This is a genomic window from Elusimicrobiota bacterium, from assembly GCA_041658405.1.
Taxonomy (GTDB): Bacteria; Elusimicrobiota; UBA5214; order JBBAAG01; family JBBAAG01; genus JBBAAG01.
On the sequence record JBBAAG010000033.1, the window covers coordinates 1 to 24715 of the forward strand.

Sequence of the window (24715 nt, forward strand, 5' to 3'; positions counted from 1 at the left end):
CAACAACACCTCTTCTTTCCCAAAATTATAGTTATCACGTTTTTCTCGTTCCACGCGTTTACGGTAATTATCGAACTCAGCCTTTAACTCAAGCAACTGCTTGTAATACTTCCCGGAAACATCCTTCTGCTGATCTACCGACTGTTTAAGAATCTGTAGTTCATCAAGTTTTTCATCCAATGCAATCTTAAGAAAATCATACGGTTCACTCGCATTAATTTCCTTACTGTTCACTTCATTATCAACGCGTTTAGCATCTAACGACTCATTTTCTGCTTCTTTTTTCATAAACCCGTACTCCATATTGCCCTTTCAACGCATTATTTACAGCATTAGAGATACTATCAACAATAGCCACCATTCTGCCATAGTCCATACGTTTCGGGCCAAGTATACCCAATAACCCTATCATACGTTCCTGCATCGTATAAGATGTTGTTACTAAACTCCACTCATTAAGTTCTGACCTCATATTCTCGGACCCAATTGCAATATTAACTTTCTTCCCCTGTGTTAACTGTTTTATCAAATAATTATGCATTACTTCATTCAACAACTTTTTATCTTTTACTAAACTCATCACCTCAATAGAGTTCTGCATATCATGATATTCTGATAACGACAAAATATTTCCTTCACCGTCAACATACGTTTCTTCCAGAGGTATCTTGTCCAGTTCAGAAAGCAACTGTTCGATCACGCTCCACATCTGGGAATCAGATTTTTCATATTCAGTTCTCAAGGTTTCCCATTTTTTCCGTATTTCCTGCACTGAATTATTAGCAAGTTCAGCATTCATAAAATTCTCGATATACTTAACTTTTTTCCATTTAACCTGACACTTAAAATCCACCACTTGATGCCATACCATACCGGTATTAGTCACCACAACAATAAGCACGCGTTGTTTATCATAATTTATTAAATGATAACTGCGGATCGACATTTTTTTTAACTGAGGAACAAGTATAAACCCCGCATAATGTGACATTATAGACAACATCTTAGTGGTGGTCAACCACAACTTATCCATTTCTTGCATCTTGACCTGATATTCATGCTGTATCCTCATCTCATCCTCAGCCGCAAGGCGTTGTATTTCCATAACGCGGTCCACGTACAACCTATACCCCTTATCTGTTGGTACACGTCCTGCGGACGTATGCGGATGCGTGAGATACCCTTCTTCTTCTAATTCAGCAAAATAATTACGCACAGTCGCAGATGACAGGCCAGTAAGATATTTCTCAACAATAGTCTCCGACCCTACGGGTTTCGCAGTGCTTATGTAATGAAATATCAAACTATTCAATATCTGAAACTTCCGCGCTTCCTTATCCTTCATACCACTTCTTTAACCTACCCAGATTTTGCCATACTTTGTATTAGATGCAAAACCATCACTTATTTCTTCAAACAAATACTACATATTTTCCATAACCCCGTAAAAACATCGCGTAACCCGATCTTCTTTCCATCCTCCAGTGTCCTTGGGGAATAATCTATTGGAACTTCAACAATATTTATACCCAACCGTATAGCTCTCGCAGTCAATTCTAACTCAATCTCAAACCCTTTACTGGTTATAACAATTTTATCCCACACATCACGCTTAAACATTTTATAGCATGTGTACACATCCGTTAAACCAGCGTGAAACACCATATTAAACATCAAAGTCATAAACTTATTCCCTAACAAATATACCGGATACTTATTGGGATTATCTTTCAAAAACCTTGACCCATAAACTATGGAAACACCGGGGTTCACTATCTTTTCTATCAAATACTTAAAATTTCGAGGATCATACTCAAGATCCGCGTCATGTATAACCACAAAATCTCCACTGACAATGTTTTTAGCGGTAGCTATTGCCGCACCTTTCCCACAATTATTGTCATGTTTAAGAACAGTTATGCACGGATATTTGGCTGCTAATTCTTTAGCCTTAACATAAGTACTATCAATTGAACCATCATCCACAATTACCACTTCAACATCCAAGATATAACCTGTCTCCAACAGCCTTGTGACAGACTCAACCAACGTTTTTTCTTCATTAAATGCCGGGATAATAACCGATAATTTCATTACACTACTATCTCACGAAAAACCTGGTTTGACAACAACATCCCTTTTCTTGTAAAAGACACTCTATTACCCTCAATTTCCAATAACCCATATTCTTTAAACTTATCAAATACCGGCATAAACATAACCGATTCCTCAACTGATAATTCTACTCCGTCATCTGTACGCAAACCGAGGATCACGCGTTCCGCATCCTTAGCGGGTGATTCCAGTTTTTCAGTATATTCAACTTGTCCACGTTCCGGAATCTTAGAGTTCAAATACTCTAAAATACTACTTGTATTTCTATAACGTTCACCCCTGATATATCCGCATGCAGCTACTCCCGCTCCAATATACTCCCTATTCTGCCAGTATACCATGTTGTGTTTACATTCAAACCCGGGTAACGCAAAATTTGAGATCTCATAATGCCTATACCCTTTCCCATGCAAATACTCACACGCGAACTCGTACATCCCTGCAACAACATCATCCTTTGGGCATTGAATCTTACCGTTACGGCATTCCTCATACAACTGCGCCCCTTCCTCAAGTTCAAGAGCATATAACGACAAATGTTTTGGTACGAGACTGACAGCCAACTCCAAATCCTTACTAAACAACTTAACATCCTGTCCCGGCAATCCATAAATCAGGTCAAACCCAAAATTATCTATCCCCGCTGAATTTACAATTTCCACAACTTTATAAATATCTTCAGTACTATGCACCCTCCCAAGAATTTTCAGCATCTTCTCATTAAAACTCTGGCACCCGATACTTATCCGGTTAACCCCAAATGTTCTGTAACACTCAATTTTATCAGGATCCAACGTTGCGGGATTACATTCAACCGTAAACTCCGCGTTTATATTTAACGCAAAACTTTTACTTATTGCATCACCTATTTTTGTGAATTGCTCTGTACTCAATATACTTGGTGTTCCACCGCCAATAAACACAGTATCCAGGCCACCGGGGTTCCAATAAAATATTTCTTCCCGCAACTTGGATATATAATCATTAACTGACATAATGTCCGGTGTTGACACAAACACGCAGTAATTACATTTACTTATGCAATACGGAATATGCACATATAAACTACCCGCTCGTGTTTTAATAACATTCATCTCACGTGCCAGCTAACAAAAATGATTTTAGTTTACTTTTTTTCAACCGGCTTGCTACCACCAGCAGCAAGTTTGTCTTTGAATATCTCTGCCATCCCGCCGATTGTACCTAGTATTCCGCTTGTTTCCACCGGCAAAAATATCTTAGTTGCCTGTCCATCCGCCATCTTAGTTAATGTTTCAAGATACTTAATTGCGATAAGATCGTTTGTCGGATTACCCGTATGGATAGCATTATACACGACTTCAACCTCATACTTCTCAGCATCAGCTACACGTTTTATTGCTTCCGCCTTACCTTCGGCATTTAATATCTGTGACTGCTTATGTCCTTCCGCACTAAGTATAGCCGACTGTTTTTCTCCATCCGCTCTTAATATAGCCGACTGTTTTACCCCTTCGGATTCAAGTATCATTGCGCGTTTTTCGCGTTCAGCCTTCATCTGTTTACTCATCGCGTCAGTAATATCACGCGGCGGATCAATCTTCTGTATTTCCACGCGGGTAACTTTTACACCCCACTTATCCGTTGCTTCATCAAGTACGCGTTTCAACTGTTCGTTAATCCGTTCCCTCGAAGTAAGCGTCTGGTCGAGTTCAAGATCGCCTATAACGTTACGCAAGTTAGTTTGTGCAAGTTTTAAAGCAGCCATTGAAAAGTTAGCAACATTATAAATAACCCTGAACGGGTCAATCACCTGAAAATAAATCACAGCATCCACTGTAACCATAACGTTATCTTTTGTGATAACATCCTGCGGAGGCACATCAATAACCTGTTCTCTCATATCAACTTTTCTTATTGTATCAAATATCGGAACAACGAATGCTAATCCAGAATCAGCAGTACGATGAAACCTTCCCAATCTCTCCACTAACCCCTTCTCAAACGGCCGTAAAATTACCAATGCCGATTTTGCGATGATAATCGCAAAAACTATCAATACAATCACTAAACCTACCGGAATACCTGCCATACTAACTTACCCCCTTCTCTTGTATAAATTTACTTTTTTACAAATAAAGTCACGCCTTCAACTTTTATTATCTCAACGATTTCATCCTTCCCAATATTCTCAGTACCACTTGCCAGCCAATCTTCATTATCAACTCTTACATTCCCTTTTTGCATAGCCGTTATTTCTTTTATCACTACCGCTTTTTTACCAATTAATTCATCCACATTAGAATTCCGTGTCTGCCCTGAACCTGCAGCAAACTTTTTTGCCAACGGCCGTGACAATACGACAAAAACCACTGAACCAACAAAAAATATTGCCCATTGTACCCAGGTATTTGAAATAACAAGCGAAGCAAACAATCCAAATAACGCACCCACTCCTAAACACGCAAAAAAGAATACTGACGGCGACAGTATTTCAATAATGAAGAAGATTATTGATATCAATAACCACCACATCCATAATTGTGTTCCCATAAATCCCTGTTCTCCCTCCTCCTTTTTTATTATTTAATAACTTTCATACGGTTAAATGGCCAGTATAACACCAGCGCCTGCCCTTTCAATAATTTATCGCTCAATGGCCCCCAAAACCGTGAATCATATGACCCGTCACGGTTATCACCCATTGCGAAATAACACTTCTCCGGTACTTTTATAGGCCCAAAATTATCGCGTACCGCGGGTACAGGCAACTCAGTAAACCTTGTTTCCTCCCATGCTTTCTGGTACATATCATTGTTTGGCAATAACTGTTTTACTTCGGGATACACAATATCTGTTTGATAATCCGCGTACGGTTCAACAATCTGTTTCCCGTTGATAAACACATTCTTATTTTTTATTTCAACGATATCACCGGGAAGGCCAATACAACGCTTAATAAAATCCTTATGAATTCCCTTTTCACGTTCCCACGAACTTAACGCTGCGGACGGGCATTTAAAAATAATAATATCCCCGCGTTTAACCTTAGCTATACTCAATATTCTAGCTGCAGTAAACGGCAACTTAACGCCATAAATGAATTTATTAACAAACAAATGATCACCTTCTATCAAAGTAGGGCGCATTGAACCCGACGGTATCTTAAATGCCTGTACAATAAAATTCATTATTAACGCAGCAAGTACTACCGCAGAGAAAAACGTGTTTACCCATTCATATATTTCGCTATACACTCTTTCATTTTTTGTACCGGTAAACTTCCCCTTGAATTTCTTCATCACTAACGCTAATATTCCGAGTATCACGCCTATGATGATAATTTTTAGTTCCATAGATATTGATGCCCACATACAACTATTCTTCCTCCAGTCTCATAGCCGCTAAGAACGCTTCAACAGGTACTTCCACCCTGCCAAACTGCCTTAACCTCTTTTTCCCCTCTTTTTGTTTTTCTAATAATTTACGTTTCCGCGTTATATCTCCGCCATAGCATTTGGAGATAACATCTTTCCTCATAGCAGGAATATTTTCACGCGCAATAATTTTATTATTAACCTGTATTTGCAACGCAATCTCAAACATTTGCCGTGGAATAATTTCTTTAAGCTTAGTAATCAGCTTCCTGGCTTTATGATACGAAGATTCGCGATGTACAACATAAGCCAACCCGTCAATTACTTCGCGGTTCACCAGGATCTCCAGCTTTACCAGCTGTCCGGGTTTATACCCGATCTGTTCATAATCAAACGATGCATAACCTTTAGAAACCGACTTTAATTTATCATAGAAATTCACCACCATCTCAGCTAACGGCATAACACATTTTATGATAACCCTTTGCGCATTGATATACTTCATATCCTGATACTCACCGCGCCGGTCTTTTATTAATTCCATAACCACACTGACAAATTCAGAAGGCACTACTACCGTTATAGCAACATACGGCTCTTCTACGCTAATAATATCGCTTAGATTAGGATACTTTGCTGGATTATCTATCTCAACAGCTTCATTATTTTTTTTAATTACTCGGTAAATAACATTTGGAGAAGTCACGAGGACATCCAGCCCAAACTCGCGTTCTAACCGCTGTTTAACAATATCCATATGCAACAACCCTAGGAACCCGCAACGAAAACCCATCCCTAACGCACTGGAATTCTCGGGTTGATAATAAAACGACCAGTCGGTAAGATGCAGTTTTTCTAAAGCCGCCTGTAGTACAGGAAGATCACTTAATGTTATGGGATAAAACCCGCAGAAAACAAACGGTTTCGCTGACTTAAACTTGGATTTAATAGGCTCAACCGGCGCATCTTTCTCCATTATCGTATCACCAATTTTTACAAGATGGATGTCCTTGATATTAGCTACGCAATACCCCACTTCGCCCGGAGTTAACTCATTACTCTTAATCATACTTAACTGCAGATATCCGATTTCTTGTACTTCATACGCCATCCCGCTTGACTCTAAAACAATTTTTTGGTTTGGCTTCATCACGCCATCTACTATTTTAAGGTATATAACCACTCCGCGGTACGGGTCATAAAAAGAGTCAAAAATTAATGCTTTCAGAGGTTTATCAGGATCACCCTGCGGTGCAGGTATTTGTTTTACAATAGCCTCAAGGAGTTCATGAATTCCTTTACCTTCCTTTGCGCTTACGTGTAACGGTTTTTCCAGGATTTCTAAACTCTCTAAAATATCCTGTTCAGTTCTTTCAACATTTGATTGAGGAAGGTCTATTTTGTTTATAACAGGAATTATAGCAATATTGTATTCCATTGCAAGTTGTGCATTTACCAGCGTCTGAGCTTCAACACCCTGGCTCGCATCTACTATAAGCAAACATCCTTCTGACGCGTCAAGTGAACGCGCTACTTCATACGAAAAATCCACATGACCCGGAGTATCTATTAAGTTCAAAATATATTCCTCTCCATTATCAGCCTTATATTTTAACCTTGCCGTTTTAGCTTTTATCGTGATTCCGCGTTCACGTTCAAGGCTCATATTATCCATTATTTGCGCAACATTATTCTGCGGAGTCATCAATCCTGTATACTCCAATAATCTATCTGCAAGTGTCGATTTACCATGGTCAATATGAGCAATAATACAAAAATTTCGAAGCTTATTAAGCATGACGTTTTTCGTTTTTAAACACTAACCCTTGTATCTCATCAGTGGTGGATAACTGCATAACCTTTTCCGCCAATAACTTGGCTTCTGTACGGTTAACTTCCCGTATAGCTTGCTTTATCCGCGGGACAAGTGCCGGAGAGACACTAAATTCTTCAAGGCCTAATCCTATAAGCAACTCGGTAACAGCAGAATCTGCTGCCATCTCACCGCACATAGATACTGGCTTATTATAAAAATGCCCGGCATTAATCACTTGTTTTACCAGCCTCAATACAGCGGGATGCAGCGGTTCGTAAAGGTACGCTATATCTTCATTCATACGATCTACTGCAAGGGTATACTGTATTAAATCATTAGTTCCTATAGACAAAAAGTCGCATTCCCGCGCAATACCGTCAGATTGCAATGCCGCTGCAGGTACTTCAATCATAGTTCCTATTGGCACATCCGCATTAAACCCGATATTCTTTTCTTTAAGTTCTGATTTCACTTCCTCAATTATCTCTTTTACTTTCCATATTTCTTCCACTGTGGAAACCATCGGGAACATAATCTTAGCCTTACCGTTAATAGTAGCACGGAATATTGCGCGTAATTGCGTTTTAAAAATATCGCGGTACTTCAGACAAAAACGTATTGACCGCAAACCCAGGAACGGATTTGTTGACTGCACATCATATCCCTGAAGTTTAGTCAATATTTTGTCCCCGCCGAGATCAATAGTGCGTATTGTAACAGGGAACGGTGATACATGTTTTAACACCTGGGAATACACTTCATACTGTTTATCTTCAGACGGTAAATCATCACCCGAGAGATACAAAAACTCTGTGCGGTACAACCCCACTCCTTCCGCTCCGCTATTAACGACAGAATTCAATTCTTCGATAGATTCCATATTTGCATAAAGGTGAACAACATGCCCGTCAAGAGTTTCAGCTTTCAGGTCACGTATTTGTTTTAATGCAGATTCACGGGTGTGATACTCCTCAACACGTTTAGAATATATCTTTAACACACTCGCACCGGGATTAACCCACACAATACCATTATCACCGTCAACTACAACAGTATCATTATTCTTAACCTTCTGTGATATAACTTTTAAACCCACGACAGCGGGAATACCTAATGACTGTGCAACAATTGCAGTATGCGACGTTCTCCCTCCGACATCTGTAATAAACCCCATAATTTTCCCATGAGGCAGCCCTACAGTTTCAGCGGGAGTTAGATTATGCGCTACCAGTACAGCATTATCAGGTATATTCTCACCGAAATTCTTGCCATTACCTGACAAATTGCTCAGTAATTTATGATAAACAGCCTTGATATCCAATGTACGCTCACGGAAATATTCTTCTTCCATCCTTTCAAACGTTTTAAATACTTTACCAACTTCTTCATGCAGCGCCCATTCTGAATTAACGAATTCATTATTTATACGTTTGAAAACAGTTTTAGTAATTATAGGATCATCTACAATAAGTATATACGCATCGAGTAGCCTAAGATACTCTTTACCCATCGAAGTTGCCATCTTAGATTTTATCGCTATCATTTCATCCTTAGTTTTTTTCAAAGCAACACGATAACGGTTGTTTTCTTCCTTCACTTCCTCCTTAGAAAGTGTTCGTTGTGGAACAATTGTGTCATCAACCTGGTCGATGACAACAGCCTTGCCCACCACGACTCCGGAAGACGCAGGTATACCTTCAAATTTAAGTTCTATCGTATTTTCTTGCAATTTACTCTTCCTCAAACTTATTCATAATCAACTTTTGCACAGCTTCCACCACCTGCTTTTCATCAGGGCCTTCAGCTTTCACTACTAGTTCAGACCCGAACTCTGCCGCAAGCATCAGCAAACCCATTATTGATTTTCCATCAACTTCCTGGTCATCTTTGATAACTTTAATCTTTGACTTAAACTTTGACGTCGTCTGAACGAACATTGCCGCCGGACGCGCATGCAACCCCAATTTGTTAACAATTTTAATCTTACATTTTTCCATAATAAACAACTCTTCTTCTCTTGGCCTGCTCCATACTTTTTTATTAAATAATTTTAAAATAACTCAATAATACACCGAGTATTATCACCAAATAAAACAACTTTGTTGACGACACCTGCAGCATCAGCAATATCGTGCTAACAACAAAAAATACCACCATTAACACTTTCTCACTAAACTGCCATGGCATAAAGAAAATAGTATAACCCGTTAAGCCAATTATTAATACCACTCCAAAAATATGCATTTTATCTATATACTTCTGCACATTCCACTCCTTAACTTTTTGAATGAATTTAACATTTTCATAGTATCCCCGTAATAACACATAATACCTTATCGGTAAATGTACGGAGTTATACAACAGCAAAAATATCAATGCCGGCATCCATTCATGGGCACCTTTAAACGCAAAGAAAAATGCCATTGTGCTTAATGCAACCAACGGCCGCCAGGTCGACCAAAAAAATAAATCACCCAGTGCTGCGATCGGCCCCGCCATCTGCGTTTTAACTGTACTCACAACATTTTCATCAATTCCACCTCCCGCAGCACGTTTTTCTTCTAATGCAAGTACTGTACCGACAATAGAATTTGACAGGCACGGGTGTGAATTAAAAAACGTCAGATTCCGCAAGATAGCATTCTTCTGTTCATCGGGATCCTTATAAAACCTACGCAAGTACGGCGCTATTATATAGGTAAACCCAAACGCCTGTTTGCGGTCATAATTCCAACCTAACTGCAACAGAAATGACCGGAAAAATATTAGTAAAAGATCGCGGCGGTCCAATATTGCCATATTAATTAGTTCTTCCTAACAACTTGTCTATAAATCCAGCCCGTCCTTCTATAAACATATTAAATGTTACTGCTAAGCCTAAAAGTATAAACAATTGAAATACCGTATCATAATTCACACTGCACGTTATAGGTAACAAAGAATGTATTAATGTTAACAGGTACTTTCCTGCAAATATGATCCCTAGATAGGTTATTAATCTTATAATATACAACCAGAAAAGATGATGCGTAATCAATACACCAATATAGCTAAACTCACCGTTGTTTACATGTTGTTCAACCCGTTGTACGTACCTGCTATTTTGCTTGCGTACCCAATAATCTATCTGTTGAGACAATATACCGAACGGCAATGCCAGTGCTAAGGCATACAAACAATTACCCGTATCCAATTTGCCGTTTGATAGTATCCAGAAAACAGAAAAAAACGCAATACCTGTTACATCCGGCAAAAACGTTGTTCCAATCGGTATAACGTTTATCCAGATAAGTTCTATCGCCAACCCAAGCTTTGCGCCGATTACGATATCACCCATTAAAATACCAACCAAAGTCCCTACCACTATCGGCCGGCCAATCATCAACTGCCCGAAATATGACCCGTCAAGGTGTAAGAACGCTGCTATTGCGGTAATACCTAATGCTTCAACAAACATTTTAAATTACAATTCCTTAATCTTAACAACAATTTTTAATGTCCAGCTCATACCAGGCAATATTTCTATCTTCCAGATAGGCATTATGGTAACACCCTGTTTTACGCGTTCAAACCCGCCTTCAGACAACGATACTGTCTCAAGCGGAACCTGCCAGATATCCGCTTTCTCATCAAAAATAAATTCAATAGCCAAGTTATTCACGGTATCAACTTTATCCCAGCTGATGACAGAGTTAGTTACCTTAGCCTCATCCTTCCCGTCCCTAACAAAATCCCCAAAATTAAATTCGGTAGAAAAACACATTCTCACAGGCTTTACAACTCTCGGGGTAAGTTCATACTTAACTTCAAACCCTGCATCCCCTGACTTCTGAGTAATAACTTTTCTTACTTCCAACTCAATATGTTCCGGGCCAACCCACACATACCCTTTACGGAAAAGCTCGCACTTAACTTCAGTAACATCATTCTTCATGATGTTTAACTTGTATGGCTGGTTAACAAAATCGCCTTGTTCTCCGTATTTAGACTTTCTGAAATCCTGGATTGTAGATTCAGGATGCAAGAAATGGTCAATCAAAGATACCCTGGGATACCAGTCGTAAAACAGATAATCCTCTAACCCATCTTCCTTTACCTTAACAAGATCATGTATCGTTTGTACTTGTCCGTGTATGCTATTTTTTGAACGGTTCTCTATGTATTCAACCAACTTCTTATGATAGGCTTCTTTCCTTCTAGTAAGCACATTTGTGAGATTAACATTTTTTGGGCGGTAGTCTATCTCAGCAAGCGTACCCCCTACATGCGGCACGATGAAAAGTTTAATTTTTTCTGACGAAATTATTGTCTCATTCATTCCATCCATATTATAGTCAATACTCTCTGCATATGAGGAATTCAATGTGCCGTTCATATAATCAACAATATTTTCTGCCATAATCATATCCCTGTAAACAGCACTGCGCAAATGCGGGAGGTACAACCCGCCAAACACGCCATGCCAGTAACTGCAATTACATTGCGATGAAAGCAATGCATCCTGAGCTTTAATGAACTCAATATCTCCAGTTTTATCCGGATGCTGTTCTTGATACTTCCACAACTTATTACTTAACAGCAACGCGTGTTTGTTCATATTATTCGATTCCGAATATTTGGTCATAAAATTACGCCAGATTCCACCTTTAACAAAACGCTTCAGTACAATATTTTCTTCTTTTTTCTCATCCAACTGTGTCATTACCTCTTTAAATTGCAGCTGTACATCAGACGGTAATGACCATTCTGACATCTCAAAATAACTGCCTGTCGGTATGTATACCCTTCCTAATGGCGGGTATTTTGAAAGGTACTCAGAATAATTTATTGTAGGCAACCAGCTTTTATTCTCGGTTAATGATACCGCAAATTTTTCAAGCCATCCATCGGTATATACGTGTTTATACGTTTCGGGCCATACCCCAAACTTTTCGCCGTCATCCGCAAGGATAAACGCTTTTTTCCCGGATTCATCCGCATTGTCGCGAATATAATCCACAACTTTCTGCGGTGTACCGCTGAAAGGAACGATATATCTCAACTTCTGGCTTATAGGAAATACATTAAGCTTATACCCCTGGTCCTCAGTTACATAATAACCATCGAGCACAGGATAGTTTAATCCAGCGCAGATAAAATGGTAATCATCAAGGAACGTGTACTCCAAGCCTGCATCCGCAATAAATTTTACTAAATGCGGCTCCCAAATACGTTCTGCAAGCCACATACCCTTAGGTTTTACCCCAAATGTATTTTGGATAAAAATATTAAACTTCTTCAACTGCGCGGCTTTATCTCTATCAGGTATTACGGGTAGAATTGGTTCGTAATACCCGCCGCTGATCATTTCCACCTGCCCGCGATCCACGAGTTTGCGTATACGTTCAATATACTCCGGCTTGTGAGTAAGTATCCAGTCCCACAGACACCCGCTGCAATGTAACGCGAATTTTACATCAGGAAAACGTTCCATTATCTGCAGAAACGGAAGATACGACTTTTCGTAAGCGTATTCAAGAACAAAACCGAAATTCCCTACCGGCTGGTGATTATGTATACCAAAAAGAAATACCGCTTTATTTTTACTCATCTTTCAATAATTCCTTTATATTTTCTTTTGCATCCATAGGCACCGCTCGGGAGTCAATCTGCACACCCATGGAAAATAGTTTATTCAAGATCCTGATATCCTGTGTATCCAGGCCAAGATGATTAAAATACAATTTTTTACCGGCACACACATGCATACCGCCAATATTAAGAATTTCAATTTTTATATTTGCATCAACCACCTTTTCCAAATCGGGCAGGTTTGAGAATAATACAAGTACGCTGTCAGCTTCGTGTTCTTTTTTCTTAAACTTCTCCAGTGCTTGTTGTATACTGAGAATAGAAAGTTTGACATACGACGGTGTTGCCAGTGACAACAATGCCTGTTGAAGTTCGTCACCCGCTGCATTATCATTTATTACCCATACATGGTTTGAGTGCGTATACCTCAGCCATCCTTCCACAACCTGGCCGTGTATCAACCTATCATCAATTCTTATTAATGTTATCCCCATAAACTCTTACCGTTAACCTTGCTGATTCTTAAGTTTTGCCAATAGCAACTGTTTCATAGCCTGAACATTTTTTTTGCCGTCATTAACAACTTTTTCTACTAACTGCTTAAATTCCATTGTTTCACGGTTATTCAATGCACTTACCAGCATCATAAGGTTTACACCTGTTACAACTTCAATTTCCGTTGAAGTTGCGCACGACTTCTTCAGTAAAGGCATACACAGATTACACGGTGTCCCACCCATCATATCTACTAATATAAGCACCGCATTAACCCCTGCCCATTGCGCGATTACATTATCAAGATCCACACATACTTTATCAGCCGGGCATTCACGGTTAACAGAGAGTGTTGCCACAAACTCTTTTTGCCCGACAATATTAAGTGCCGTTTTAACAAGTTCATTCCCAAAATTGCCATGTGTTATAACTACAATACCAGTTAACACAACTAAGTTTCTCCTAAACCTTAATATTGTGAACCTAAACTATTTATTATACCATTTCTTAATTATTTTATGTATAACTTTCGCAAGTTTTACTGAATCATGACGTGCAAATATTTGGGTAGAAACAAAATTACCGGTAAGTATTTTACATAATCTGGTATCCACACGCTCTTTATCGTAAACCACAGGATATGAATTCTCATGCGCATACCGTTTTGCGAGTACCGCAGGTATTTCACCTGTGTTAGCAAGCACGTAATTAATAATCTTATATCCCCCGTGTTTATACAATGCATCCAGATGATCACTTAGGGTAAACCCTGAAGTTTCAAGGTTTTGTGTCATAATATTGCACACATAAATCTTAGGCGCTTTTGACTTCCTCAACGTTTCTGCAACATTTTTCACAAGAAGGTTTGGTATTATACTGGTAAACAAACTTCCCGGCCCGAGCACCACGGCATCCGCGTTCCTGATCGCGTCAATAACCCGCGGCGCTGCCGGTGGTGTGCGCATCGGATACAAAAACACTTTCTCGATAGTCCCGCGGGATGTAATATTGGTTTCACCACAGATTGTTTTACCGTTACTAAGCAACGCACCGATATTTACATTCGCCAAAGTAACCGGCAGAACAGTACCTCGTATTGCCAATACTCTGCTGGATTCCGTAACTGCTGCATCAAACGTTCCTGCGATATCAGTCATTGCCATGAGAAAAAGGTTGCCAAACGAATGTCCTTTAAGCCCGCGGCCTGATTTAAACCTATACCTAAAAAGTTTTGAGAGCAGCATTGTATCATCAGCCAGTGAAATCATGCAGTTACGGATATCACCAGGAGGAAGAACTTTAAATTCTTTACGTAACCACCCGGAACTACCACCGTTGTCAGTAACTGTAACTATCGCAGTTAATCTAAACGGTAAAAGTTTTAACCCTGATAGTAATGTTGACAACCCTGTCCCGCCGCCAATAACTACCAGGTTGAACACTCTTTGTTTCAACTTGCTGTTAATACTCATTAGGCTTTTTATCTTCGGACTTATTCTGTGTCATCAACTTAATCAATCGGCGGTTAAGTTCACGTGCAGCGTGATGCCCGCGGTTTTTCAACCTCTGATTCATCGCTGCGACTTCTATGAGTACAGCAATGTTTCTCCCAGGACGTATAGGTATTGTTATTTCCGGTATGTTAACATCAAGATATGAATGATAATGTTCTTCTAATCCGATTCTGTCAATCTCCAGGGATTCATTCCAATCCGCTAAGTTCACCACAAGTTCTACTTGCGTACGGTCAAGCACAGCGCCTATACCGAACAGCATACGTATATCAATAATTCCCAATCCGCGTACTTCCATATGATGCCTGATAATTTCCTGTCCGGCACCGACCAACCCTCCCCCGGGATTCTGACGTAATTCAATAACATCATCCGCTACTAATAAATGCCCGCGTTTGAGTAGTTCCAGTGTACACTCGCTCTTACCGATACCGCTTTCCCCTGAGATCAACACTCCAAGGCCGTATACATCAACAAGAACGCCATGCACGATTGTCATTTTAGCAAGTTTTTCCTGAAGATAATCGTTTAGCTTTGCAATGAACTGAGTTGTACGCAATGAAGTCGTCAACAACGGCACGTTTGCCTTTTCCGATAATTTAATCATTTCGGGGATTACCGCGAGTCCACGGGTTATAATAATGCATGGAATATTAAATTCAAAATACTTTGTGAGTATAGTACTTCTTTTCTTCGCGGGTAAAGACATAAGGTATGAATGTTCGCCTTTACCAATGATTTGTATGCGTTCATTACGGAAATCGTCAAAAAAACCGGTTAGGGTTATACCTGGGCGGTTTATTTCTGCTACGGTAACTACACTATTTCTCCCACCCTGTCCTGCAACAAATTCCAGCTGAAATTCAAAAGCCTTATCCTTTACCAGCTGGTCAACAGTTAGCGCTGCTGTCATTGGTTCAGTAATTATCCTCTTCCCGGATAATCTTGATTACCGCATCAACAGATTCCGCGTCACGCAATGCCTGACGGAAAAATTTATCCTTAAGAAGACGCGATATTTTAGCTAATGCCTTTAAATGCGCCCCCGCAGCTTCAGTCGGAGCTATTAACAATGAAATTATATACACCGGTTCTCCATCAAGAGAATCAAATTCTACGCCTTTTTTTGAGATACCAAACGCCGCCACGATATCGCTTACGTTATCCGACTTACAATGCGGGATTGCCACACCCTGCCCGATTCCTGTAGTCCCAAGTTTTTCGCGTTCCAACAACGCCTGGATCGCTTTTTCTTCATTTTTAATTTTTTTTGCTTTTACCAGATAGTCAACTAATTCTTTGATAGCATCTTTCTTTGTTTCGCTCTCAAGATTAATCGCAATAGCGTCTGAACAAAGAAAATCCAAAATCTTCATTTATTTACTACTCCTTCATCCTTGAAACCCTAAAAATCTATTTCCAACAACTCACACTCATTTTCTGCCGTTAAAAACAATACGCTAAGTTTTTCAGTTGCATTATTAAAAAACGGATAACACTTCAACTTTGAGTCACGGACAATCTCCAATGCTTCGCGTATTGAACACCCCCGCACTTTATACTGTTGCGTATTAATAACCTTAGGCAGCCGTAAAGTATCGATTTGAATATTAAGTTTTTCAAGATCTTCCGGCTGAATTTCATAACTCCTGGGTGACTGTTGTTTTCGCCTTGCTGAACGTATCCTATCCTTAAACTTCCCTACCTGGCGTTTAAGTTTATCCGAAACTTCATCTATAGCAGTATACAAATCTATCGATTCTGACCGTACCTTAAACGACGCGCTGCCGGAATGCAGTATAATTTCCACGCTATACCTGTTTTTCTCCAGTGTCACCACCGCGTTCCCGAAAGATTCCTGATAAAAATAGCGTTCTATACGATTAACACGCTTATTAATGTACTCAACTACATCCGGGGTAAGTTTAAAATGCCGCGCTGTTATATTCAAGTTTATCACCAGTAAGCTCCTTACTATAAAACCCAAAGCTCCAACAATATAATATCAATTTTTAGATTATATCCATTCCTATTCAAAAAGTCAACTATATAATCACTTCCTCAACGTTTGCGCAATCAACGAATTCGCAGTATTCACAACTATACGTTCAATACTATCCTTGAATATAGGCAATCCGTACCAAATAGGCGCGCTATGCGTGGCATACCCTTTATCCCTGAACGCTGCTTTTGTAGGTATATACCCGATATCTCCATTCGCATAACCCGCGATTAATACATTATATTTCCGCCACTTATTTTTAATCCCTAAACCAATCCCTGTAAAAGTTTCGCCCGGAATTCCAATAATAAACAAATTACCGATTCGTACCGCATGTATTTCGAGATTATAATCCTTAGGGTACTTACCTTTTTTTACTAACTGTATATCCCTGCATACATACTCGTAAAGCGAATACGCAACCTTTTTTGTTGCATCCGAAGCTTTTGGATCCGCGCGGGCAGCGAGATATTTTTGCCTGTACAAATCACGCTTCACCATGAGTTCTTTTGTACTTAACGGTTTCTCAAAAAAAACCTTAACGAATTTTGATTTATAAACCACCGGCCCCTGTACTTTTTTCATCTTGCCTTTCAACACACGCAGGATATCCGTGCTTAATTCCTGCCCGACTTTACGCATACAGCTAACAGTTTTCCCGCATCCAACCGCAGGATTTATATCTCCGCATGTACCATTCAAAAACATCACAGTCTTAGCAGAAAGACGTTTTCCCACAACTTTTTGCACTACACCCGGGTAATCAGCTGATATTTTATAATTCCCGCCCCCTAACACCACAGGATGGCATCCATAATTCGCGATCACCGCCAAAACTTTCTTACTACCACTATTAACAATTTTTATTACATACAATTGTTTATCAATATCCAACGGTTTCTTTATACGGTTTGCACCGATTTCACTTGTCCCGGTTCCAACCCAGATAGTTACATTCTCCATTTTCTTCAACGCTGCGAGGACAATCTTAACAATCTTAGTTTTAATTTCTTCTTCAACCTTATCCAAAGACACACCTAACCCGCGTAAAGGCGGTAATGCCGGGCCGGAATGCGTATGTGTGGAAGTAATCATCACACAATCCTCCGGTAAACCCGTCAACTTATTTATCCGGCAACGTATATCCTTAACAGTTTCCGGGCTTAATCCAATAAGGTCACTTGCCACAATCACGGTGATATTAGCACCATCGGATAACGCTAACGCTTTAGCTTTTAGGTTATCATACTTCCCGTCTGACGGTTTAGTCCTTGCAGCAAATCCGCAGAGGTCAACCCCAACCTTTGGAGTAATATCTACAGCCGCTACTCCGGCTGAATAACTATTCTGTATCTTGCTCATTTTTTCACCTCATTTTTACGATAATTAATCTGTATCGCAGCGATCAATGTATTGATCGTACCCGCAAGCGACGATAGTTCATCTTTCTGACGTAATACAATTCGCTTACTAAAATCACTAGTCTCAATGATATCATTAATATCTTTCTCAATCCTGTACAGCGGCCCGGCAATACGGTGTGAGAAGTATAACGACAACCATATGACTAAACCCACAAATATTAAACCGATAACCACCAGCCATAGGTAAATACTCTTCACAGTATCCTTATACGCAGAGGAAAATATGTCGGGTAGAATTGTCTGTACCATAAAAAACGCTGCAATCACGGACATAACAAGCATCACTAATAACGCAGCTGCTACCATCATCGTATACTTCCATTGCAACTCCTTATTAACAAGTATCTTTTTACGTTTAAAAGGTTTTTCTGACATACACAAAATTACCTCCGCTATTTTTGCCCTAATAATAGGACATGATTTTTTGCTTCACCATCATATTCCGTACCATACAACACCTGCCACTGTTTCACAGCTTCCTTTTTATACTTCCCAAAACTTAATAATGTTTTTGAGTCAAACACTTCGTATATCAATGCCAGGTTCCTCCGAACATCGTGCATCAGCGGTTTTTGTTCAAGACACGCGAGATACACATCAATAGCGAACCCGTACATCCCTTTTGAAGTATACAACTTACCTAATTCCTTATAAAGTTTGGCATCACCCTTAAACTTAGCAATACCTTTTTTATAGGTAACCACCGCGTTATCCGTATCACCCACATAGATATACTCATTTGCAAGGATAAAATAGTCGTATGCCGTTTCAAGTTTTTTTGATAAAGTTTTAATCCTGTAATTAACCCATAACTGATACCACCGCTGCGCAACGTCATCCCCCAGCTCGGTTAACTGCTCCGCTGAAAGAATACTTATTGACTTATACTTATAATCCGCACTCGCTGCTCCTCCCATCTCCCATGATTCCGTAGAGGACTGCGCGGATTCTACAACATACTTCTGTACTACACAAAACAATATCCTTCCAAACGCAGAGACCAGGATATTTTCATTATCTGTATTTTCCGCTAACATTTGGATACGCTCAATTTCCGCTAACCATTCACCCGGAGATTGATACTTAGCATCAGGCCAGTCATCCGGCGGAGTAAGCATAGCAGTGTTTGTATTCTCGCGGTTAAGTTTTAGCATTGAAACCAACCCTATTGGCAGTTTAGCATACGATAACGCTGAACCCAGCACCTTTTGGTATTTACCTTCATCCTCACGAATTTCCGGTACAACTCTGGCAACATCCGCGGCATACACAGAAACCGTAAGAAAAACCAATGCTGTTACCGCCAACCGTGTTCTATGCATACACCACTTACTCCCCCTTGCCTATACTATTTAAACCAATATTATACAAATAATCCTTAAATCTCAACAGTCATTCCGTCATACGCTACTATAACATCATGAGGCGCAAGCTGTGCCTCAAGTTCGTGATACATCATCCCGCCGTTATGACTGAAATGTGTTACTATATACCGGGTAGAACCTTCACGCACAGTATTAAACTTTTTTAGTTCAGCTATCACTTCCAGGCCAGTATTTATCCCCAGATGCCCGCATGCTTTCATACCCATCTTTAGGTCAAGGTTCTGCATTGTGCAGTCCAGTATGACGAGGTCAAACTTTTGTTTTTTAAGGTATTCCCATGTTTCATCATTGTACCAACCGGTATCAAACGCAATCAATGTTACCCGGTCTTTATACTTAAAAACATAATTCAGCGGGTCGGTAGTACCGTGTTTTGCAGCAATTGCTGTTACCTCAAGTTCGCCAGCGGTAAACGACTTAAACGGCTGAAGCGTGTCCAATACAATATTAAGTTTCTCAAGAAGCGTATCGCTAAACACAGCTTTGATCTTGTTCATCACCTGAGCATTCCCGTGGATAACAAGTTTTTGTTGAGCATCATTAAGATGCGCAAACGGCGGTACACGGTAAGCAAGCTGTTCCACCTGGCAATGATCATTATGCGCGTGTGTAATAAATAAATGTTGTATATCACCAAACGAGAAGTTGTACTTCATAGCGAAGTGAAACACATCCGGTGAAAAGTCCAGGAGATACTTATCCCCGATTTTTATCCCCGCGCGTGCACGCACATTTTTCCCACCGATTTTTCTGGCGGACTCACAGTGTTTACACTGGCAAAACAATGCCGGCCAACCTTCTGCCGCAGCGGTACCCATAAAAAGTAATTTCATATTTCTATCCTTACTCCAACCCTGTAATCGCCAGTAATACCGGCATTGCCGGCGTATTAGCTGATGTAAACACAATTTCTTTAATAACCTTCTCAGGTTCAGGATTATTCCACGCATAGGAACGCAGGGTAATACGTTCCTCTCCCTTAGTTTTCCCTTCCCACGCAAGCATTGTATCATACCCCGCCAGGTCGGTTAACCATGTGTCAATATTAACCCCGTGGATCAACTTAACATTCTTAGCAGTCCCGTCTTCGTACCTGATATTATATTCCCCGATAACAGTTTTTTTCTTTACACCGTATATAAACGAGTGAAGAAAATATAATCTCACAGCTTTTTTCTGGACTGGGATAAACACTTTTTCCGGGAACTCACTGGCAACATCCTGCGCGTATAACGCCACAGCAGTCGCACCATTTTTTCCGGTATCAAGAATATAGTAGGTTATACCATCCCGCAGGCGTAACCGTCCTGTCGGTAACGATGACATATCACGGAGATACCCTTCACCAATCCAGCCGAACCGTTGTTCAGTATCAACAAAACTTAAGTTACACAACCTAGAAATATCAACCGTAAACCCTTTTTTTGTTTCCTCCGGAAGTTTATCCTCACGCCATTGTTGTATCAACACTTCATCAACATTATACCCAAGATCCTTTAACGAATTATTTCTCCCAGCCCACGCGAATTCTGCGGCTAAAATATAAGCTTCCACCTGGTCAAACGCACGCTGGACAATATCATTATTATTAAAATACCCAGCCCAGGTTGTATGCAGCAACCCCAGTATATTCCTATCCATCCCGTAATACACAAAATTCTGGATATTCCCCCAACTATACCATGTACAAGCAAGCACCTGGTATCCCTTTGATTTAAAAAAATCTACGCTTTCAAACTTTTTCACAGAATCATAATGCCAATCCGCGATAATAACATTTTTCGGTATTCTTTTTATATAAGGACGGAAGTCAGGTTTTAACAACACATCGCCCCACATAACAGGATGCTTCACACCTTTTGACTTAACATAATCAATTATCTTCAGAGTATCACGGAAATAGAGTTCGAGATTCCCGAGTTTTGTGCACTCCTTATGTGCCGGGTTCGGGAAATCACCCCGCATATTATGTTCATCATGCCCAATATGGAAATGTTCAGGATTACCAAACAACTCAATTGCTTCATCAATCATCCCGAATGCCCATTCATAACTCTTCGGGTTCATCGGGCAGTAAGCGTAAGGCGAATTTGGATCCTCACAGAATTCCATATTCTTCTTATCCTTACGGAAGACGTACTCCAGATGCCCTAAGGTTTGTACTAACGGCGTAACCGTAATAAAATGCTTATTCGCATACGAGATAAGTTTTTTAATATCCTCTTTACTAGCCGACTGCGGGTCAGCGAGGGTAGGACATGAGTCCCACTTAATCCCTTGTTCACACTCAAATGTAAGATTATTAATTTTGTACAGTGCGAACAATTTATCAATCATCTTACCGTGGGTAACCAACGAATGTTTATCCACAAGAACATGTATCCCGCGGTAAGGCATTGCGGGGTAGTCGGTGATTAAAACCCCTGGAATCTTTTTTGTGCGGTTAACCAATTGTTTTAACGACTGCACACCGTAATACGTCCCGCGTTTATCCATCCCAAGCACAAAAACATTACCCGGTGACACCTTAAGAAGATACCCTTCCGGTTTCAAAACTTTTTTGTTGAACACAATACCGTTTTTCTTGGCTAACCCGTTAACTATTTTATCAGCACCAGGTTCACCCAACACTATTGCGTTAGTACCAGCCCCGTTGTAGCCTAAGTCCTTATAAGTAACAACCTTTAGGTCATACCCTGTGACACTCTTAACCTCCTCTACGAGTTCCGCAGCACCGTACTTATCTTCGGGTTGAAACCCATCCTTTATGGCAATAACTGTCTCCGGGGTAAGACTAAACTTCCCCTCTGCAAAAACCATACTCACAGGTTTTGGAATAATAACGACCTCAGTCGACGCTATAGGCGGAGTATACGCATCCGGCATATCTGTGGTTATAATACCGTCACCCGTACCGGCTTGCGGTACTTCAACGGGTTTTATAAACACCGGCTTCCCCGCACAGTTTGAGTTCACCAGTTTATCTAACCCCATAAGTTTACCGTAACGTTCAGCATTATGGAATGACCCGTAGGTAGGAGACCAACTACTGATTTCCTTACTTGGCAGTTCTTCACGCCCAAAATTTATCCGCCAATACGGTATTGGCTGCGCGCGTACTTTCATTGACTCCAACGGTATCTTCATTTCTACAGTCCAATAATCTTTACCAATATACGCCTTCGCATCCCAGGTAAGGCCATGCAACGACCCTTCCCGTGCAACGTTACCATACCTCGCGAATTTCGTTCCCTTCGCATTCACCGCAAAATGGTAGTAGTTACGGTCTGACACAAAAAATGATGGGCAAAGAAATACTTCTACGCAGTCATCATAGAAGACCGTACCGTTTTCTTCCGTTGTTTTGGCGATAAGCTTATCCATCTGTGATTCCATACATTTAAACGCGATATAAATATTTTTTTCGTCATACATAAAATACGCACAAGTTTTTTCTTTCACCGTTAAGCCGGTTTTGTACTCCACAAAATCCGTAGTCCTTGATGCGGAAGGCCATTCTTCATCTTTCACCACACCATCAATCAACGGCACTGTGCTTGTGTGACAAGCATTTAGTTCAGGTAACGGCAATTCCTCTGCTTTAACGGTACTATAATTCATAAATACTCCTATACACAAAAAAATAACTGTTTTTATTAAGTTAACACCGTATTTTACCATCTTAATTCCAATCCCTTCTTTTTAGAACAATGCCGTAAATTAAGCTATTACATTTTTTTATTATAACACACTACTTGCAGTATTGGCAATCTGTAGACAAGCACAATTTTTATTTCGCGGGATTCACTAGTTTAACGAGCCTCAACCCTTTATTCTTAAACCAATATACGAAATATGGCATACCTTTACGGTCTATAGACATTGAATAATCTATAATAGTTGAGTCACCTGATGAACTAAAATTGTAATCACTTTTATTCCATTTCGTATCAGACTTGCTCTTTTCACAATATACCAAACAATTATGAATGTAGTTACAATAACCAGCGTATAACTTCCCAGCAGAGTCCGTATAGGAAAGTGTTTTAATGTAATAACTAAGGTTGTAAATAATATCTAAACTTTCGATAGTTTCAACCCGCCACTGTTTTTCACCTGATTTACGTACCGCATATCTGAAGTCAATTTTCCCAAATAAATCAATATAGAAAATGTACAAATCGTTTTGTTTATTAAAAAACATATTGCCATAAGAAATCCGTGAACCAAGTTTATTAAGCATCTCTATTTCCCACTGTTTATTATCCCAAAAAGCGTATTTTAAAACTTGTGACACAGCATCAGAATATACTATATGCGGACATCCTGAACTATCTAAACACAAATTGTTTGTTGAGCCTACATTAGGACCGTTATCAACAGTAGTTATCTGCCACTTAGAACCTGTCTTATGCGCGCATTTCAATGCAGTATTAGTTTCATCATAATATCCTATCCACGGAAGCCCTGCGTTATCTAGTTTTAATGATGGTGCCGATCCCACATCGTCCTTGCTATCAACAATTTCAGTATACCACGTTTCACCATTATAATATGCATACCTTAAATCCTTGTTTATCGCGTCATAATATGCAATATGCGGGTATCCGTATTTATCCAAATCTATTGACGTAAAATTCGAAACAACCGTAGTAGTATCTACCACCGTTATCTTCCATGTTTTACCAAGTCTACAGCTATACGCCAATCCGCCGGTGTCTGTGTTAATATAGCTCACACGCGGGTTTCCCATAAAGTCAATTATCAGGCTACAGCCTGCACCGTCATCAGGATTATTCGTACCAACAATTTCTTCAACCCATTTTGCATAAACATTTGTAGTAGTGAAACTTGTAATACAAATAATTATGAATATTAGCCATTTTTTTGCCATACAGCTTTTATCTCCTAAGATTATGCAATTATACATAAATAAATAATATTTTTAAACGACATTTATACAACTTGTAAATTAACCCCGAGTTTGACCCACTTGTAACATTGAATATTAACCTGGATTTATTGCTAATATCCCGT

General features: G+C 39.8%; 25 protein-coding genes. All 25 read right to left on the reverse strand.

From position 1 onward, the window contains the following. Positions 1-288, reverse strand: a 288-nt coding sequence (gene grpE / locus WC955_07085) for a nucleotide exchange factor GrpE (protein ID MFA5858813.1), incomplete at its 3' end; no start/stop codon positions are given. Continuing rightward, positions 266-1345 carry a heat-inducible transcriptional repressor HrcA gene (hrcA, locus tag WC955_07090; GenBank protein MFA5858814.1) on the reverse strand — a complete coding sequence of 360 codons (1080 nt, stop codon included), beginning with the start codon at positions 1343-1345 and terminating at the stop codon, positions 266-268. The genes grpE and hrcA, both read right to left, overlap by 23 nt. A 59-nt stretch (positions 1346-1404) precedes the next feature. Next, a complete protein-coding gene (locus WC955_07095; GenBank protein MFA5858815.1) occupies positions 1405-2094 on the reverse strand; it encodes a glycosyltransferase family 2 protein in 690 nt (229 codons plus the stop codon). After that, positions 2094-3209, reverse strand: a complete 1116-nt coding sequence (gene hemW / locus WC955_07100; protein MFA5858816.1) for a radical SAM family heme chaperone HemW — start codon at positions 3207-3209, stop codon at positions 2094-2096. The genes WC955_07095 and hemW overlap by 1 nt, the downstream gene beginning before the upstream one ends. 32 nt (positions 3210-3241) lie before the next feature. Continuing rightward, positions 3242-4186, reverse strand: coding sequence for an SPFH domain-containing protein (locus WC955_07105; GenBank protein MFA5858817.1), 945 nt, complete (start codon positions 4184-4186; stop codon positions 3242-3244). 29 nt (positions 4187-4215) lie between these two features. Beyond that, entirely contained in the window at positions 4216-4647 is a 432-nt protein-coding gene (locus tag WC955_07110) for an NfeD family protein (protein MFA5858818.1), read from the reverse strand. Positions 4648-4676: 29 nt separating this feature from the next. Next, entirely contained in the window at positions 4677-5468 is a 792-nt protein-coding gene (gene lepB / locus WC955_07115; protein ID MFA5858819.1) for a signal peptidase I, read from the reverse strand. Positions 5469-5472: 4 nt separating this feature from the next. Further along, positions 5473-7269, reverse strand: coding sequence for a translation elongation factor 4 (gene lepA / locus WC955_07120; GenBank protein MFA5858820.1), 1797 nt, complete (start codon positions 7267-7269; stop codon positions 5473-5475). Continuing rightward, positions 7262-9016, reverse strand: a complete 1755-nt coding sequence (gene ptsP, locus WC955_07125; GenBank protein MFA5858821.1) for a phosphoenolpyruvate--protein phosphotransferase — start codon at positions 9014-9016, stop codon at positions 7262-7264. The genes lepA and ptsP overlap by 8 nt, the downstream gene beginning before the upstream one ends. Before the next feature lies 1 nt (position 9017). Further along, complete coding sequence (locus tag WC955_07130) at positions 9018-9284, reverse strand: HPr family phosphocarrier protein (GenBank protein MFA5858822.1); 267 nt, start codon at positions 9282-9284, stop codon at positions 9018-9020. A gap of 43 nt (positions 9285-9327) precedes the next feature. After that, positions 9328-10086, reverse strand: coding sequence for a PTS system mannose/fructose/sorbose family transporter subunit IID (locus WC955_07135; protein ID MFA5858823.1), 759 nt, complete (start codon positions 10084-10086; stop codon positions 9328-9330). A gap of 1 nt (position 10087) precedes the next feature. Beyond that, positions 10088-10744 (reverse strand): PTS sugar transporter subunit IIC, encoded by a 657-nt coding sequence (locus tag WC955_07140; GenBank protein MFA5858824.1) that lies wholly within the window; start codon positions 10742-10744, stop codon positions 10088-10090. Between the two features lie 6 nt (positions 10745-10750). Continuing rightward, positions 10751-12877: an alpha-amylase/4-alpha-glucanotransferase domain-containing protein gene (locus WC955_07145; GenBank protein ID MFA5858825.1), complete on the reverse strand. Its 2127-nt coding sequence runs from the start codon at positions 12875-12877 to the stop codon at positions 10751-10753. Next, positions 12870-13352 carry a PTS sugar transporter subunit IIB gene (locus tag WC955_07150; GenBank protein MFA5858826.1) on the reverse strand — a complete coding sequence of 161 codons (483 nt, stop codon included), beginning with the start codon at positions 13350-13352 and terminating at the stop codon, positions 12870-12872. The genes WC955_07145 and WC955_07150 overlap by 8 nt, the downstream gene beginning before the upstream one ends. 12 nt (positions 13353-13364) lie before the next feature. After that, the gene (locus WC955_07155) at positions 13365-13802 is read right to left on the reverse strand and encodes a PTS sugar transporter subunit IIA (GenBank protein MFA5858827.1); all 438 of its coding nucleotides are present in this window, start codon (positions 13800-13802) and stop codon (positions 13365-13367) included. Positions 13803-13841: 39 nt separating this feature from the next. Then, positions 13842-14825, reverse strand: coding sequence for a gluconeogenesis factor YvcK family protein (locus tag WC955_07160; protein MFA5858828.1), 984 nt, complete (start codon positions 14823-14825; stop codon positions 13842-13844). Beyond that, positions 14815-15780 carry an HPr(Ser) kinase/phosphatase gene (hprK, locus tag WC955_07165; protein MFA5858829.1) on the reverse strand — a complete coding sequence of 322 codons (966 nt, stop codon included), beginning with the start codon at positions 15778-15780 and terminating at the stop codon, positions 14815-14817. The genes WC955_07160 and hprK overlap by 11 nt, the downstream gene beginning before the upstream one ends. 4 nt (positions 15781-15784) lie before the next feature. Continuing rightward, a complete protein-coding gene (locus WC955_07170) occupies positions 15785-16243 on the reverse strand; it encodes a PTS sugar transporter subunit IIA (protein ID MFA5858830.1) in 459 nt (152 codons plus the stop codon). Between the two features lie 29 nt (positions 16244-16272). Next, positions 16273-16827 carry a ribosome-associated translation inhibitor RaiA gene (gene raiA / locus WC955_07175; protein MFA5858831.1) on the reverse strand — a complete coding sequence of 185 codons (555 nt, stop codon included), beginning with the start codon at positions 16825-16827 and terminating at the stop codon, positions 16273-16275. Positions 16828-16920: 93 nt separating this feature from the next. Continuing rightward, positions 16921-18231 (reverse strand): neutral/alkaline non-lysosomal ceramidase N-terminal domain-containing protein, encoded by a 1311-nt coding sequence (locus WC955_07180; GenBank protein ID MFA5858832.1) that lies wholly within the window; start codon positions 18229-18231, stop codon positions 16921-16923. Further along, on the reverse strand, positions 18228-18668 hold the full coding sequence (locus WC955_07185; protein MFA5858833.1) for a hypothetical protein: 441 nt from the start codon (positions 18666-18668) through the stop codon (positions 18228-18230). The genes WC955_07180 and WC955_07185 overlap by 4 nt, the downstream gene beginning before the upstream one ends. Positions 18669-18685: 17 nt before the next feature. Then, positions 18686-19615: a hypothetical protein gene (locus WC955_07190; protein ID MFA5858834.1), complete on the reverse strand. Its 930-nt coding sequence runs from the start codon at positions 19613-19615 to the stop codon at positions 18686-18688. A 56-nt stretch (positions 19616-19671) separates the two neighbouring features. Continuing rightward, a complete protein-coding gene (locus tag WC955_07195) occupies positions 19672-20511 on the reverse strand; it encodes an MBL fold metallo-hydrolase (GenBank protein MFA5858835.1) in 840 nt (279 codons plus the stop codon). 10 nt (positions 20512-20521) lie between these two features. Continuing rightward, positions 20522-23299 carry a carbohydrate-binding family 9-like protein gene (locus WC955_07200; GenBank protein ID MFA5858836.1) on the reverse strand — a complete coding sequence of 926 codons (2778 nt, stop codon included), beginning with the start codon at positions 23297-23299 and terminating at the stop codon, positions 20522-20524. Positions 23300-23468: 169 nt separating this feature from the next. Continuing rightward, entirely contained in the window at positions 23469-24572 is a 1104-nt protein-coding gene (locus WC955_07205; GenBank protein MFA5858837.1) for a hypothetical protein, read from the reverse strand. Between the last annotated feature and the right edge of the window lie 143 nt (positions 24573-24715).

Coding starts and splice junctions, on each gene's coding strand:
- WC955_07195 (MFA5858835.1), bottom strand. CDS start 20,511: ATGAAATTACTTTTTATGGGTACCGCTGCGGCAGAAGGTTGGCCGGCA.
- WC955_07095 (MFA5858815.1), bottom strand. CDS start 2,094: ATGAAATTATCGGTTATTATCCCGGCATTTAATGAAGAAAAAACGTTG.
- WC955_07190 (MFA5858834.1), bottom strand. CDS start 19,615: ATGCATAGAACACGGTTGGCGGTAACAGCATTGGTTTTTCTTACGGTT.
- WC955_07105 (MFA5858817.1), bottom strand. CDS start 4,186: ATGGCAGGTATTCCGGTAGGTTTAGTGATTGTATTGATAGTTTTTGCG.
- WC955_07170 (MFA5858830.1), bottom strand. CDS start 16,243: ATGAAGATTTTGGATTTTCTTTGTTCAGACGCTATTGCGATTAATCTT.
- hprK (MFA5858829.1), bottom strand. CDS start 15,780: ATGACAGCAGCGCTAACTGTTGACCAGCTGGTAAAGGATAAGGCTTTT.
- WC955_07200 (MFA5858836.1), bottom strand. CDS start 23,299: ATGAATTATAGTACCGTTAAAGCAGAGGAATTGCCGTTACCTGAACTA.
- hrcA (MFA5858814.1), bottom strand. CDS start 1,345: ATGAAGGATAAGGAAGCGCGGAAGTTTCAGATATTGAATAGTTTGATA.
- WC955_07180 (MFA5858832.1), bottom strand. CDS start 18,231: ATGAGCAAGATACAGAATAGTTATTCAGCCGGAGTAGCGGCTGTAGAT.
- WC955_07150 (MFA5858826.1), bottom strand. CDS start 13,352: ATGGGGATAACATTAATAAGAATTGATGATAGGTTGATACACGGCCAG.
- WC955_07185 (MFA5858833.1), bottom strand. CDS start 18,668: ATGTCAGAAAAACCTTTTAAACGTAAAAAGATACTTGTTAATAAGGAG.
- WC955_07160 (MFA5858828.1), bottom strand. CDS start 14,825: ATGAGTATTAACAGCAAGTTGAAACAAAGAGTGTTCAACCTGGTAGTT.
- WC955_07145 (MFA5858825.1), bottom strand. CDS start 12,877: ATGAGTAAAAATAAAGCGGTATTTCTTTTTGGTATACATAATCACCAG.
- WC955_07135 (MFA5858823.1), bottom strand. CDS start 10,086: ATGGCAATATTGGACCGCCGCGATCTTTTACTAATATTTTTCCGGTCA.
- WC955_07130 (MFA5858822.1), bottom strand. CDS start 9,284: ATGGAAAAATGTAAGATTAAAATTGTTAACAAATTGGGGTTGCATGCG.
- WC955_07205 (MFA5858837.1), bottom strand. CDS start 24,572: ATGGCAAAAAAATGGCTAATATTCATAATTATTTGTATTACAAGTTTC.
- WC955_07140 (MFA5858824.1), bottom strand. CDS start 10,744: ATGTTTGTTGAAGCATTAGGTATTACCGCAATAGCAGCGTTCTTACAC.
- WC955_07110 (MFA5858818.1), bottom strand. CDS start 4,647: ATGGGAACACAATTATGGATGTGGTGGTTATTGATATCAATAATCTTC.
- lepB (MFA5858819.1), bottom strand. CDS start 5,468: ATGTGGGCATCAATATCTATGGAACTAAAAATTATCATCATAGGCGTG.
- hemW (MFA5858816.1), bottom strand. CDS start 3,209: ATGAATGTTATTAAAACACGAGCGGGTAGTTTATATGTGCATATTCCG.
- lepA (MFA5858820.1), bottom strand. CDS start 7,269: ATGCTTAATAAGCTTCGAAATTTTTGTATTATTGCTCATATTGACCAT.